We start from the raw sequence: 14,025 nt of genomic DNA, 5'->3' as shown, positions 1-14,025 counted from the left end.
ATCAATGGGACAACAATGGACAGCTTTTAGATTGTAAATCCTTAAAACAATCCTATAAAAGCCAAAGGGGGACGTTTTTATGAACGAAAGACTAAAAGCTACTTTTTATGGTTTATCTGTTATTCTCGTATTAATGTTAGTAGCTAGTTTAGTTTTTGCACTGTTTATTAATTTCGATTGGATGTCAACTAGAACCTTGCAATGGGTGACATTTATTACGAGTATACTCATTATGATCACTGGTGGGGTTATTGCTGGACGGATGACGTTGTACAAGGGTTGGATGACAGGGGCGCTAGTCGGTGTCATTTATGTGTTTGGAATTATGCTTTATCAGTTTTTAGCTCATGATTCTTGGATTCAAAGCTATCAAATCCTTTACTTCTTAATCTTTATCGTAGCTACTACTACAGGAAGTATATTAGGGGTTAATATGCAAAGGAGAAGTGAAGGTTATTGAGTCTTTCTACCTTTATATACTAAAACTTTCTATCTATAAAAAACAGGTTGGCACATGCCAACCTGTTTTTGTTATGCTTTTTTCTCTCTAATTGAGGTACGATCGTATGTAAGTCTTTGACCATCATTGACCTCTAACACTACAGTACCTTCATCTAATGCGTGTACACTAGCGTGTAATCCACCGATCGTAATAATGTCATCACCTTTTTGTAGATTGTTTTGCATTTCAGTGACCTGTTTTTGACGCTTTTGTTGTGGGCGAATTAAAATAACCCAAAACAATAGAACAAATAATAAAATCGGCATTAACGTCACAATTAAATCCATAATGATTAGCCCCCTTTCTAAAAGTTTTTAGCATCAGGTTTATTAAAACCATATTGTTCAAAAAACTCATCACGAAAATCACCTAATCGATCTTCTCTGATGGCATTTCTCACTTGTCCCATTAATTTTACCAAAAAGTATAGGTTATGATAAGTAGTTAATCTTATTCCTAGTGTTTCATTTGCTTTAATTAAATGACGAATATAAGCTTTCGTATAATTTCGACACGTATAGCAATCACAATTCTCATCAATCGGGGTGAAGTCTCTAGCGAATTTCGCATTACGGACAACTAGGCGACCGTTTGATGTCATACAAGTACCGTTTCTAGCGACTCGTGTAGGTAACACACAGTCAAACATATCAACTCCTCGCACCGCACCGTCAACTAATGAATCAGGTGAACCAACTCCCATTAAATATCTAGGTTTTTCATCTGGTAATAAAGGGGTTGTATAGTCTAACACACGATTCATGACATCTTTAGGTTCACCAACTGATAAGCCACCAATTGCATACCCAGGAAAATCTAAGCTAGTTAGATCTTTAGCACTTTGCTTACGTAATTCTTCATATTCGCCACCTTGCACAATGCCGAATAACCCTTGTTCCTCCGGTTTTTGGTGCGCTTTTAAGCAACGCTCCGCCCACCGGCTTGTCCTTTCTACAGAAGCTTTCATATAATCATATGTTGCAGGGTATGGTGGACATTCATCAAAAGCCATCATAATATCAGAACCTAATGAATTTTGGATGTGCATGGCTTTTTCCGGTGATAAAAACAGCTTAGCACCACTAATATGATTTCTGAAATGAACTCCTTCTTCTTCAATTTGACGCATATCGCTTAAACTAAAGACTTGAAACCCGCCAGAATCAGTTAAAATAGATCCATCCCAATTCATAAACTGGTGTAATCCACCCGCCTCTTCTACTATATCTTCACCAGGGCGTAACCATAAATGATACGTATTTGAAAGGATAATATTTGCACCGATCTCTTTTAACTCTTCAGGTGCCATCGTCTTAACAGTCGCTAGTGTCCCTACAGGCATAAACACTGGTGTTTCAAATGAGCCATGAGGCGTATGAACCTTTCCTAGTCGAGCTCCTGTTTGTTTACATGTTTTAATCAGTTCATATGTGATTGCCATAACAATTCTCCTACTTTTATAGTATTAACATCGCATCGCCAAAACTAAAAAAGCGATAACGCTGTTCTATTGCTTGTTGATAAGCTGACATTATTAAATTTTGGGTTGCAAAAGCACTGACAAGCATGATTAATGTTGATTTCGGTAAATGGAAATTCGTAATTAAACCGTCAACTGCCCTAAATTGATAAGGGGGATATATAAATATATCTGTCCACCCAGAAGTCGGATGAAACTCACCATAATCCCGCATAACCGTTTCCAATGTTCTAATCGATGTTGTGCCTACTGCGATGATTCTACCACCTTGTTGACGCGTTTGAGTTAGAAGTTCAGCCGTTTCCTCTGATAAATGATAATGTTCCGCATGCATATCATGTTCTTCTAATTGGTCAACTTGAACTGGTCTAAACGTCCCTAAACCAACATGCAAAGTCAGAAAACCAATCTCTACTCCTTTAGACTTAATTTGTTTCAATAGATCTTCAGTAAAATGTAGCCCTGCTGTTGGAGCAGCGGCTGATCCTGCTTCTTTTGCATATACAGTTTGATAACGGTCCCTATCATCTAATTGTTCTTTAATATAAGGCGGCAGAGGCATTTCACCTAATTCATTTAATACTTCTAGGAAAATCCCATCATAGCTAAATTCCACAATTTTACCACCTTGGTCTAAAGCTTCGACACAAGTAGCCCGTAATAAACCTTCACCAAAGGTTACAGTTGAACCTACCTTGAATTTCTTTGCGGGCTTAGCTAATACTTCATAGCGATCTTCTTCTACTTGATGTAACAATAACAGTTCTATTTTAGCACCTGTTTCTTCCTTTACACCTAATAGTCTAGCTGGCAATACTTTAGTATTATTTAAAACTATACAATCACCAGGATTTAAATAATCAATTACATTAGCAAATGCCTCATGAGAAACAGATTGCCTCTCACGGTCAATCACCATCATTTTAGAAGAAGCTCTTTCCTTTAATGGTGTTTGAGCAATTAACTCTTCTGGTAACTCAAAGTCAAAGTCTTCTACTCTCATTGTTGTGACACTTCCCTCTATTTAAACCTACCAAATAACATGAATAGGACACTTAGTATAATACTAACTACAATTGAGGTTACGATTGGAAAATAAATCGTCGTATTACCTGTTTTAAACGTTATATCACCAGGTAATCTTCCAATCAGACTCCAAATGATGCCAATTATAATAAAAAGTACCCCTAATAAAATAAATAACTTTCCTATTCCAGTCAAGTTTCATGAACCTCCCGATTGAAATGTTCATACGCTTTATGTGTTGCCACTCGCCCTCTGGGTGTTCGTTGTACAAATCCTTGCTGTAATAAAAACGGCTCGTAGACATCTTCAATTGTTTGCGATTCTTCTCCAATCGTTGCTGATAATGTATCAAGCCCCACTGGCCCACCTTTAAACTGATCAATAATACTAATAAGATACTTATGATCAATATGATCCAAACCAGACGCGTCTACTTGTAACATATTTAGGGCTTTCTTAGCACTCTCGATTGTAATTACCGTCTCATGATTAACCTGCGAAAGATCTCGTACTCGTTTTAATAACCGGTTAGCAATTCGAGGTGTTCCTCTTGACCTAGATGCAATTTCAGATGCTGCTTCATCTTCAATTTCAAAATCAAATACCGAAGCAGTCCTTTCAATAATAGAACAGAGGTCATCTTCATTATAAAATTCTAATCGACTTAATACACCAAAGCGGTCTCTTAATGGAGCTGATAATAACCCCGCACGTGTTGTAGCCCCAACTAACGTGAATGGAGGCAAATCAAGCCTTACTGAGCGGGCTGCATCTCCTTGACCAATCACTATATCTAATACGAAGTCTTCCATTGCAGGATATAAAATTTCCTCTACTGAACGGGGAAGCCTGTGAATTTCATCAATAAATAAAACATCACCTGCTTCTAAGGAAGAAAGAATTGCAGCTAAATCACCTGCTCGTTCAATAGCTGGCCCTGAAGTTGTTCGAAATTGAACCCCCATTTCTTCAGCAATAATAGAAGCCAAAGTCGTTTTACCTAATCCTGGGGGGCCATATAGTAACACATGGTCTAATGGCTCTTCACGCATTTTCGCAGCTTCTATAAAAACTTTTAAATTTTCTTTTGTCTTTTCTTGGCCAATATATTGAGCTAAATTTGATGGACGTAAACTTTGCTCTACTTTAGAGTCTTCCCATTGTTCCTCACTTGAAACCATACGTTCTTCCATTTAAGATCACCCTTAACGCATTAATAGTTGAAGACCATGTTTAACAAGGTCATCGGTTGAAGTTGATGGTTGTGCTTTCAGTTTTGGTCCAATTTTATCGATTTCTCGTTTCGTATAACCTAAAGCCAATAAAGCCTCAACCGCTTCATCATATATATGATGGTCATTCGCTGTTACTTCATGTTCAATTGTAAAGACGTCATCTGTTTGAACTTGCATCCACTGATCGACTTTACCTTTTAAGTCTAAAATCATCTGACGTGCAGTTTTCTTCCCTACTCCTGGGAACTTTGTTAAATAAGCGTCATTTTCTTGTTCAATTGCTAAAGCGAAATCTTGTACTGCAGTCTGACTCACAATGCTTAAAGCGTTTTTAGGACCAATTCCAGAAACGTTTAATAATTTTTTAAATAGATCTTTTTCCTCGTTATGCTTAAAACCATATAACATTTGTATATCTTCTCTGACATAGAAATATGTAAATACCTTTAACTCTTGATTTAATTTAGATTGGAACCTTAATGGGTTGGGACACCATATTTCATATCCTATCCCTGAAACATCAATAACTATAAAATCTTCGTTTACTAATTTAAGTTCACCTTCTATATATGCGTACATATTGCTCCCCCTAATTGTATGAACAAACGTTCTCTTTAAATAGTTTAACATGTCTTTTACAAATCGTCCTTAATTTATAGAAGTCAAATTGAAAAACCCCCTCATTTTCTGAGGAGGGTTTGGGTCAGTCACATACTTATTGCATGTTATGGTGAACTTCTTGAACATCATCAAGGTCTTCTAACATATCAATTAGCTGTTCCATATTTTCTTTGTGGCCTTCGTCTATAGGTGTATAATTATCAGCCACCATTGTTAATTCACTAGCTTCCAACTGGTATTGCTCTTTTAAAGTATTTCTTACTGCCTCAAAACCTTCAGGCTCAGTAAATAGTTCAAAAACGTCTTCATTTGACTCAATCTCTTCACAGCCTGATTCAATTGCTTCTAACATAAACTCTTCCTCATCAGAATCAATATTAGATTGCTCAATTACAATATAACCTTTACGTTGGAACATAAATGAGACACAACCATTTTCCCCTAAATTACCGTTATTTTTACTAAAAGCATGACGAATCTCTGCTGCTGTACGGTTTTTATTATCAGTTAGTACATCAACCATAACAGCTACGCCACCAGGTCCATAACCTTCATAAGTAAATTCTTCATAATTCTCGCCATCTAAATTACCTGTAGCTTTATTAATGGCACGATCAATATTATCATTTGGCATATTATTTGATTTTGCTTTATCAATAGCTAGCCTTAATGAAGCATTCGTCTCTAAGTCCGCGCCACCTTGCCTTGCTGCTACATATATTTCTTTAGCTAATTTCATAAATAACTTTCCACGTTTAGCATCCTTAGCGTTCTTTTTATGTCTAATATTGTGCCATTTAGAATGACCCGCCATGTTATCCCCCTCCCTTTTAGCTTACTTGATTAAGTCATATACTTTATAGATTTTACCGTTTTCTAAAGAATCTTGGCTCTTCACTAATGATTGTAATAAATCAGCGACTTCCTTAGGGCTTCTTAGTTGACCTTCATCTTTTAATTGTTTAAAGGAAACAACATCTTTAAAGTCTTTTGCATCAGCTTCTCTAATCTCACCTTGCATATCTGTATCCATCACACCTGGGCTAAAAGCAACATGAATGTCTCTTGATCCTAATTCTTGGGCTTCTAAAGCAGCCGTTTCAGTATATTTGTTAACAGCTGACTTTGTCGAGCTATAAACATTCCATCCATAGATCGCTTTTTCAGCTGCGCCAGATGTCACATTAATCACCGTTAAACGCTCAGCTCCACTATTTGCCTTCATTGTATTAACGAGTAACATGGGTGCTGTTAAATTTAATGATACATGCCTTGCGATTTCATGATTTTCCAAGTGACCAACCGTTCCTATAGGTGTTACCATGCCGGCATTATTTACAATTAAAAGTTCCTCTACAGGATGCTTTTGTAATACTTTAACAATTTCATGAGCCGTGTCACTTAATGACTCCAAATCACTTAAGTCACAAGAGAAATGAAAGTAGGATTTGCGGTTGTCATTAGCATAATTTTTAAAATCGTTTGTCTTTCGTTTACGTGAGACGGTAATGACGTGGTGCTCATTAGATAATAAATTTTTTGCGACTTCTTCTCCCAAACCTCTAGATGCACCAGTTACAATTGCAAATTTCATTAGACAATCCCCCAGTTTATGTATTTGAACAGGAGTTTGACATGCTCCTGTTCAACGTTTTATTTAATATTTTCGGTCTTCAATTCTATTGTGAAACTCACGATCGACATATACTGTGACGTCTGTTCTACCTGTAACATTCTCAACAACTTCAGTCACACTCTCAATCGCTTCTGGTTCTGATGTTCTTGTTTTTAAATTAACGGCTACATAAATATGATCATCTTGATAAGAAATACCAGCTTGACGAATCTCATCTAATTGCATAATGCGATAATATAACTGTCGTTCCTGTTCAATTCTGTCTGAAGCTTCTTCTGAAACATGTGGACGAGAGTCTGAATTATCTAGGGTATCATCAACATCTCTTCTTTTAAAGTATTCATATGGGTTCTCATACATATTTAACCGGATCTGCTCTTCATCTGTCAACTTCTGATCTTGTTGCATTTGTGTAGATTGTTGACTATTAGTTACACTGTCTTGATCTGAGTCGACCTTGCTTGGGTTAACATACGTACAAGCTGATAATATAAAGACCAATGTAGCCATTAAGGTTAGCTGTTTGAACATGGAAAACACCTCCGTTTCATTAGTTTGAAATGAGAGGTGTTAGTTCATGCATCTATTCAAGTGTGAAATGATGGAAATCAGGTGGCGATTTCGGTAAAGCACGTTTATGTGCTGTTCTTTGATGCATACTTTCAATAATTTCTGCATCCTCATCACTTACTGTTTCACCATTTAAAAAAGCATCAATTGAATTATACGATACACCCATTTCTTCTTCATCGGTTTGACCATGCCATAATCCAGCACTCGGAGCTTTCTTAATAATTTGTTCTGGAACACCTAATGTTCTTGCTAATTCACGAACTTCTGACTTGGTATAGTGTAATAATGGGGCTAAATCAACGCCACCATCACCATATTTTGTGAAGTAGCCTGTATACCATTCAGCTTGATTATCAGTTCCTACGACTAAATAATTGTAATTCGTTGCAATCGTATATAAAGTACTCATCCTTAAGCGAGCACGTAAATTAGCGTCTGCTAATTGCTGCTTGTCCTCGTTCCATTCACCGTTTTTTTCTATTTGTTGTTTGATATTATTAAATAAAGCATCATGTTGGTCAGTTAAGTTAATTGTTAAGTGGTTAATACCAGACCCTTCAACGACCAACTCGGCATCTTCTGCATCAGCCTCAGTACTTTTACAAGGCATTATGACACCTAAAGAATCGTCTTTAAATGCCCTTTTAATTAAATAAGCTACAACTGTTGAATCAATGCCGCCACTTAACCCGACGACTAAACCATTTGTTTTTGATTCTTTAACTGTCTCTTTTAACCACTGCGTTAATTGCTTGATATGTTGATCCATCTACAAGCTCCTTTAATCCCTAAAGTTTATACTTATTTTATCATAAAGGAAAGAAGAATAAAATTAAGTCGCAAATGAGTACATTTACGACTTAATTTGTTTAATAATAATAATTCATATAACCATAATTCATTGGTGCCGCTTTACATCCACACCCATTACGATAAGATGAATAATACAAGCGGTTGTAAGTGTTTTGCTCTGTAATTGCATATGGGTCAAAATATTGAATGGGCTCATAAGTAACTTGTGACCATGAGTCTTCGAATGAATTAGGCGTATAATTATAATTAGTTGCTTCAACTAATTCATCATAAGAAGTTTCATTATAAGGAACTATTTGTTTATCGAAATACTCATCTTCACGAATATAAGGCAAAGGCTTTGGATTTTCGTTATCATTAGGTAAAGGAAAACGATCATTACGATTATATTCAACCTCACCATGAATATCTTCTATCTCAGTTTCATCTACCTCTTCCGTAACTTCTACATGATCCTTTACGGTAGTCGCCACTTGATCATCTGTTGTATTATATTTTTTCATTTCTTTTAAATCTGATGATGTTTCTTTTGGTACTTTTAGCTTCATACCTTCCATCACATTTTCAGGTTCTGAAAGCTGTTTGTTCATGTTATGCAACTCAGCTTCTGAAACCTCATACTTCTTTGCGATTGAAGCCATTGACTCTCCTTTTTTGACAATATGAATTTTCACTGTCAACAATCCCCTTTCTGTTCGTACCTAGGCGCTACTAACAAATTATGCACCAATACGTAAATGTTGACAGGAATATATTTATTTTTAAGTATTCAGTATAGGAGAGTTACTCAACAAACTCAAATTCAAAATCCAATAAGCGAACAAGATCACCATCTTCTGCCCCACGCTTACGAAGTGCATCATCGATTCCCATATGACGCATTTGCCGTGCAAAACGTCTAACTGACTCATCACGATTAAAATCAGTCATCTTAAACAGACGCTCAATCTTAGGACCCGATAAGACATAAGCTCCATCAGGGTCACGTGTAATATCAAAACTGTCATCATCACCTTCATATTTATAAATAACCCGTTCTTCACTTTCTTCTTGTCCGGTCGTTTCAAACGTATCTTTTGGAACTTCTTCTAACGTATTTGCAATCTCAAATAACAAATCACGTAGACCTGTTTTAGTAATAGCAGAAATTGAGAATATTGGTAGGTCTTCTTGCAGTTGTTCTTTAAACAATTCTAAATGCGCCCTAGCATCTGGCATATCCATTTTATTAGCCACAATGATTTGCGGTCTTTCCATTAACTTTACATCATACTCTTCAAGTTCGTGGTTAATGGCCTGATAATCTTCAAATGGATCTCGACCTTCAACCCCTGACATATCGATGACATGAACGATAACACGTGTTCGTTCAATATGCCTTAAGAATTGATAACCTAAACCGACACCTTCATGCGCACCTTGAATTAACCCAGGTAGATCAGCCATAACAAAGCTTCTGTCATCTTCTGTTCTAACCATACCCAAGTTCGGGGCTAATGTCGTAAAATGATAATCAGCAATTTTAGGCTTGGCGGCGCTGATCACTGATAAGAGAGTTGATTTACCTACACTTGGAAAACCGACTAACCCAACATCAGCTAAAACTTTTAGTTCTAACTCTACATCTAACTCTTCACCAGGTGCACCTTTTTCAGCTAATTCTGGCGCTCTATTTCTTGCATTTGCAAAACGAATATTACCATGGCCACCACGACCACCATTAGCTATAATAGCTTGTTGTTTATGCTCGATTAAATCAGCAATCACTTCTTTTGTTTCTACATTTCTAACAGTTGTTCCTGGAGGCACTGGAATAATGTAAGCTTCAGAATTTTTACCGTGCTTTCCCTTACTCATACCATTTTCACCACGAGAAGCTTTAAAGTGCCGTTGATAACGGAAGTCCATCAAAGTATTTAAACCTTCATCAACTTCGAAAACAACATCACCACCGTGGCCACCATCACCACCAGCAGGACCACCCATCGGCTCATATTTCTCACGGCGAAAAGCAACTAAACCATCACCACCGTCACCTGCTTTTATATATACTTGTACACGATCCACGAACATTTATACTCACCTACTTGTATCCAATCATTAATATTTAATTGTTAAACTTAAACAATTATCGTTTGTTGTATTCGATAATATCCCTTTAGTTTTTAATGAATTTATTAAATCATGTTGCTTCTCTTTAAGTAATTCAATTTCAAATAGTAACTGAATTCGATCCTCACCACTTATAGTAATCTGAACAGGTATCACATCGAATTCACCAACTAAAGGTAATAAATAGTTAATCACTAATTCACTATCAAGTTTCATATCGTCATCAACATCCGCTAGATCTGTTTTGCTTGTTTCAATAGTATAACTTATGTCTAACTGCTTTACAGATAAGCTAACAGTTAATAACCAATTAACAAATTGGTCTGCATTTAACGTTTGTAATTGACGTTCATGTTTTAACCTTTCAACTAATTGGTTAATTTTATCATTCGATTTCTCATATTTTCCCATAGTCGCATAGCCTTGTATAATTTGCAAATCATTCATTAACTCATGACGGTATAACCTTAACCATTCTAAAAAATCACTTTGATTCAACAGAATCACCTTCATTTATTATTTTACTATCATCATACCATAATTCATGAACAGGCCATATATTTAAAGGAAACTTGCTGATTTAGACAAATCACTGATCTATGTACGATTAACTCAGTTTGAAACAAAAAAGCCGACCCTAATCACTAGAGTCGGCATTAATAGCATTTATGCTTCTTGTGTTTCTGGGTAAACACTTACTTTTTTACGATCACGTCCGTAACGTTCGAACTTAACAACACCATCAACTTTTGAAAATAGAGTGTCGTCTCCACCAATGCCAACATTGTGGCCAGGGTATACTTTAGTTCCACGTTGACGGTAAAGGATTGAACCACCTGAAACGAACTGACCATCAGCACGTTTAGCTCCTAAACGTTTAGATTCAGAGTCACGACCGTTTTTCGTACTACCTACACCTTTTTTCTGTGCGAAGAACTGTAAGTCTAAGCGTAGCATTGACATGCACCTCCTTAAGGCTTTGTGATGTGTATATATTGTCCATAATCTTTTTCAATTGTTTTTAGTGAAACAACCATGCCTTCTAAAAGTGTCTGTGCCTTTGTTAGGTTGTCTTCTAACAAGTCATCAGATAAGTAAACTTTTAGATAGCCACCATTTTCACTTTGTTCAATAATAGGTTCGCATTCACATATTGAAATAATCGCATTAACTGTACCAAATGACACAGCAGATGCTGCAGCACAAACTAAATCATGTCCGTGCGGGCCACTATTAGCATGACCTGACATTTGAAATCCTTTAATTGTACCATCTAATTGACGATCAATGATTACTTCAACCATGAACAAAACCCTTACGCATTAATTTTATCAATTGTTACTTTCGTGTACGGCTGACGATGACCTTGTTTGCGCTTGTAGTTTTTCTTTGGCTTATATTTGAAAACAGTGATTTTACGTCCTTTACCCTGCTTTTCAACTTTACCAATAACAGAAGCACCGTCTACGTATGGAGAACCAGCTTTAACGTTGTCTCCACCTACGAATAGTACATTGTCAAAAGTCACTTCCTCACCGGCTTCACTGTCTAGCTTTTCGATGAAGATTGATTGACCTTCTTCTACTTTAATTTGCTTACCACCTGTTTCGATAATTGCGTACATTCTCTGCACCTCCTCTAATTACTCAGACTCGCCATCTAAGGTACTTATAAACTTATTAGTTATAAGTTTTAAAACCTTTTCTGTGCGGTTGTAGCATACGGGTGCTACATCTAAAAACATAACATATTGATATTACCACGTATTAAAAAAGTTTGTCAACATTAATTTCACGCTCTTTAGCTCGTGATAATAACCAATCGACATCACCTATTTTATATAATTTATAAGGTTCATGTAAAGTATCATTTTGACTTATATAACACTCAAACTCAAAACGATGAAGCTCGTTTAATTGATTCAGTTTTAACTTCCAATTAAATAATCGTCCAGAAGTCATTTCAATATGAACACATTCAATGTCTGGATTCGAGTCATAAGCTAACAAATCTTCTTCTAAATGTTTAAGCTTAAACTCGTCATCCTCTATTAGAGTTCGTTCATCAATTCCCAAAAATTGATAGATATTCTCATCCATTCTCTTTCTAGTCACCTCTAACATCCCTAAGCGAGTAAACCCAACAATGTAAACTTCAACACCGTCCTGATTAGCTTCTTCTCTAAATATGTTGCTGACTTGTTGCTGCTCTCGTTTCGATTTCATATTCAAGAAGTCAATAACAATCGCCCCAGATATATTTCTTAATCTAAGTTGTTTGGCACATTCTTTGGCAGCTTGAGAATTAATATCCATGTACGGAGCATTTTTCCCTGAATGACTTAGATATGAGCCAAAATCAACATCAATTGCTGTTAATGCTTCAGTTCGATCAATAGTCAAATAAGCACCATTTTTCATTTTCACTTTACGACCAGTTAGCTTATCAGCAATTGTTGTTAAGTGATAGGGCTTGTGAACGTAAAACTGCCGATCGTAATAGATTTGATCGGCTAATTCTGGATTATCTATTTTTAATTTTTGTGAAACTTGTTGGTCATCTACAATAATTTCATCAATCTGATTATGAGGTGTAAATTGAATAAACTGATTAAACTGATCTTTTGAACGATAAATAATTCCTTTACTCTGTTTTGACTGTTTAATGGTATGCCATTTTTGTCGTAAGTGCTCTAGTGATTGGTGGAGTTCACTATTAGTAAGATTAACAGCTTTAGTTCGGACGATGATCCCTTCTCTAGTAATTATTTCACTTAATCGTTGCCTAATCTGTTCTTGAACTTCATCACTTAGTTTTTTCGATATATTTATTGAACTTTCAAATGGTGAATAGACTAAATATTGATCACTAACTTTAACAAAGGTAGTAAGAGATAACTTCTTACTATTAGTAGCTAACCGTTCAACTTGAAATATTAGACGTTCACCTCTATGGACTTGATTATTATATATTTTGTCAAAAGGCAAATAAGCTAACTCCGATTGACCAATATCAACAAAGCACGCTTTTAACCTTTGATCAACCTGGTGGACAACACCAGAAGCTATATCACCAATCCGTAAATCTGAAGCTGTTTGAAACTTAATGTTCTCAAGTGTTCCATCAATAAATTCATATAATAGCTGGTGGTTTGTTTTCTTTTGTAAATAAATTTTTCTCAATTTAGACAACCTTTGCATTTAAATTAGGGTGAGATAAATTGCGATGATAGTCAGTAAACAATAATCTCAAACATTCATCTTCAGTTAAAACAGTATCTTGTCCAATATGAACGAAATGATAACACCCTTTTTTAAACTGCTTAACTAGCTCTGATATTGGTGTGTCCATTGGTACTTGGAGTAAATGGAAATCAGATCGATCAACACCGTTAACAAAATACCTAGATAGCAAATGTTTGAGTAGGAAGATATGTTTATCCCGCCAAGTAAACCAATTATCCAACAACAAAAATATTGAAATCCATGCTAGTTGAATATTATACCATCCAATAAATAATAATATACCATTAATAATTCCAATTATAATAATAGAAATAATCGTCATAGATGCAATTGATTTATGGAAAGCCATCAGTTTGTTCATAGCAATAAAAATAAACCTTCCGCCATCTAACGGAAGAATTGGAATTAAATTAAACACTAATATGGTCGTATTAATAAAATATAATAATGATACGACACTTTCATTTAACCCAATCACACTTAATAAATATATAACTCCATAAAGCCAAATGTGCTGAATGGGTCCAGCAATAGTTACTATAAATTCTTCCTTATTAGGACGATTAAAATAATCCTCAGTTTCCATAACACCACCAAATGGCCAAATAACGATTTTAGACACATTCCAACCAAATGACTTAGCGGCTAAGTAATGGCCTAATTCATGAATTAAGACAATAATCGTTAGACAAAGTAACTCGATAAACATACCAAAAAAATAGGCTAATACGCTAAAAATTAAAAATAAAGGATGAAGTTGTATGGTATGAATTAACTTCATG

The 14,025-nt window shown here is 35.7% G+C and carries 19 protein-coding genes and 1 other annotated feature; of the genes, 1 reads left to right on the top strand and 18 read right to left on the bottom strand.

Features of this window, described 5'->3' with window-relative positions; translation table 11 throughout:
• Positions 1-79 precede the first annotated feature (79 nt).
• On the top strand, positions 80-460 hold the full coding sequence (locus ABDZ63_RS05045) for a TIGR04086 family membrane protein (protein ID WP_343782195.1): 381 nt from the start codon (positions 80-82) through the stop codon (positions 458-460).
• A gap of 71 nt (positions 461-531) precedes the next feature.
• On the opposite strand, the gene yajC is transcribed toward ABDZ63_RS05045, so the two are convergent.
• The 18 genes from yajC to ABDZ63_RS04955 all read right to left on the bottom strand — a co-directional run bounded on the left by yajC (position 532) and on the right by ABDZ63_RS04955 (position 14,024).
• Positions 532-789, bottom strand: a complete 258-nt coding sequence (gene yajC / locus ABDZ63_RS05040; RefSeq protein ID WP_343782194.1) for a preprotein translocase subunit YajC — start codon at positions 787-789, stop codon at positions 532-534.
• Positions 790-806: 17 nt separating this feature from the next.
• Entirely contained in the window at positions 807-1,943 is a 1,137-nt protein-coding gene (gene tgt, locus ABDZ63_RS05035) for a tRNA guanosine(34) transglycosylase Tgt (protein WP_343782192.1), read from the bottom strand.
• Between the two features lie 16 nt (positions 1,944-1,959).
• Complete coding sequence (queA, locus tag ABDZ63_RS05030; RefSeq protein WP_343782190.1) at positions 1,960-2,985, bottom strand: tRNA preQ1(34) S-adenosylmethionine ribosyltransferase-isomerase QueA; 1,026 nt, start codon at positions 2,983-2,985, stop codon at positions 1,960-1,962.
• A gap of 17 nt (positions 2,986-3,002) precedes the next feature.
• Entirely contained in the window at positions 3,003-3,203 is a 201-nt protein-coding gene (locus tag ABDZ63_RS05025) for a DUF2905 domain-containing protein (protein ID WP_343782189.1), read from the bottom strand.
• A complete protein-coding gene (ruvB, locus tag ABDZ63_RS05020; protein WP_343782188.1) occupies positions 3,200-4,201 on the bottom strand; it encodes a Holliday junction branch migration DNA helicase RuvB in 1,002 nt (333 codons plus the stop codon). Before ruvB ends, ABDZ63_RS05025 begins: the two co-directional genes overlap by 4 nt.
• A 12-nt stretch (positions 4,202-4,213) precedes the next feature.
• Complete coding sequence (gene ruvA, locus ABDZ63_RS05015; protein ID WP_343782186.1) at positions 4,214-4,822, bottom strand: Holliday junction branch migration protein RuvA; 609 nt, start codon at positions 4,820-4,822, stop codon at positions 4,214-4,216.
• Positions 4,823-4,958: 136 nt separating this feature from the next.
• Positions 4,959-5,678 (bottom strand): YebC/PmpR family DNA-binding transcriptional regulator, encoded by a 720-nt coding sequence (locus ABDZ63_RS05010; RefSeq protein WP_343782184.1) that lies wholly within the window; start codon positions 5,676-5,678, stop codon positions 4,959-4,961.
• Positions 5,679-5,699: 21 nt separating this feature from the next.
• Positions 5,700-6,458: an SDR family NAD(P)-dependent oxidoreductase gene (locus tag ABDZ63_RS05005; protein WP_343782182.1), complete on the bottom strand. Its 759-nt coding sequence runs from the start codon at positions 6,456-6,458 to the stop codon at positions 5,700-5,702.
• A gap of 63 nt (positions 6,459-6,521) precedes the next feature.
• A complete protein-coding gene (locus ABDZ63_RS05000; RefSeq protein WP_343782181.1) occupies positions 6,522-7,031 on the bottom strand; it encodes a YhcN/YlaJ family sporulation lipoprotein in 510 nt (169 codons plus the stop codon).
• A 52-nt stretch (positions 7,032-7,083) separates the two neighbouring features.
• On the bottom strand, positions 7,084-7,842 hold the full coding sequence (nadE, locus tag ABDZ63_RS04995; RefSeq protein WP_343782180.1) for an NAD(+) synthase: 759 nt from the start codon (positions 7,840-7,842) through the stop codon (positions 7,084-7,086).
• 100 nt (positions 7,843-7,942) lie between these two features.
• Entirely contained in the window at positions 7,943-8,560 is a 618-nt protein-coding gene (locus ABDZ63_RS04990; protein WP_343782178.1) for a LysM peptidoglycan-binding domain-containing protein, read from the bottom strand.
• 109 nt (positions 8,561-8,669) lie between these two features.
• The gene (gene obgE / locus ABDZ63_RS04985) at positions 8,670-9,959 is read right to left on the bottom strand and encodes a GTPase ObgE (RefSeq protein WP_343782177.1); all 1,290 of its coding nucleotides are present in this window, start codon (positions 9,957-9,959) and stop codon (positions 8,670-8,672) included.
• 27 nt (positions 9,960-9,986) lie between these two features.
• Complete coding sequence (locus ABDZ63_RS04980) at positions 9,987-10,496, bottom strand: Spo0B domain-containing protein (RefSeq protein WP_343782175.1); 510 nt, start codon at positions 10,494-10,496, stop codon at positions 9,987-9,989.
• Positions 10,497-10,664: 168 nt separating this feature from the next.
• Positions 10,665-10,955 carry a 50S ribosomal protein L27 gene (gene rpmA, locus ABDZ63_RS04975; RefSeq protein WP_343782173.1) on the bottom strand — a complete coding sequence of 97 codons (291 nt, stop codon included), beginning with the start codon at positions 10,953-10,955 and terminating at the stop codon, positions 10,665-10,667.
• A 14-nt stretch (positions 10,956-10,969) separates the two neighbouring features.
• Positions 10,970-11,302: a ribosomal-processing cysteine protease Prp gene (locus ABDZ63_RS04970; protein ID WP_343782171.1), complete on the bottom strand. Its 333-nt coding sequence runs from the start codon at positions 11,300-11,302 to the stop codon at positions 10,970-10,972.
• An 11-nt stretch (positions 11,303-11,313) separates the two neighbouring features.
• A complete protein-coding gene (gene rplU, locus ABDZ63_RS04965; protein ID WP_343782170.1) occupies positions 11,314-11,622 on the bottom strand; it encodes a 50S ribosomal protein L21 in 309 nt (102 codons plus the stop codon).
• Positions 11,623-11,636: 14 nt separating this feature from the next.
• Positions 11,637-11,722, bottom strand: a sequence feature (ribosomal protein L21 leader region).
• 42 nt (positions 11,723-11,764) lie between these two features.
• Positions 11,765-13,180, bottom strand: a complete 1,416-nt coding sequence (locus ABDZ63_RS04960) for a ribonuclease E/G (RefSeq protein WP_343782169.1) — start codon at positions 13,178-13,180, stop codon at positions 11,765-11,767.
• 1 nt (position 13,181) lies between these two features.
• A complete protein-coding gene (locus ABDZ63_RS04955; protein ID WP_343782168.1) occupies positions 13,182-14,024 on the bottom strand; it encodes a site-2 protease family protein in 843 nt (280 codons plus the stop codon).
• Between the last annotated feature and the right edge of the window lies 1 nt (position 14,025).

The organism is Alkalibacillus silvisoli, from assembly GCF_039521975.1.
Taxonomy (GTDB): Bacteria; Bacillota; Bacilli; order Bacillales; family Alkalibacillaceae; genus Alkalibacillus; species Alkalibacillus silvisoli.
This window is presented reverse-complemented; position numbering and strand designations above follow the sequence as displayed.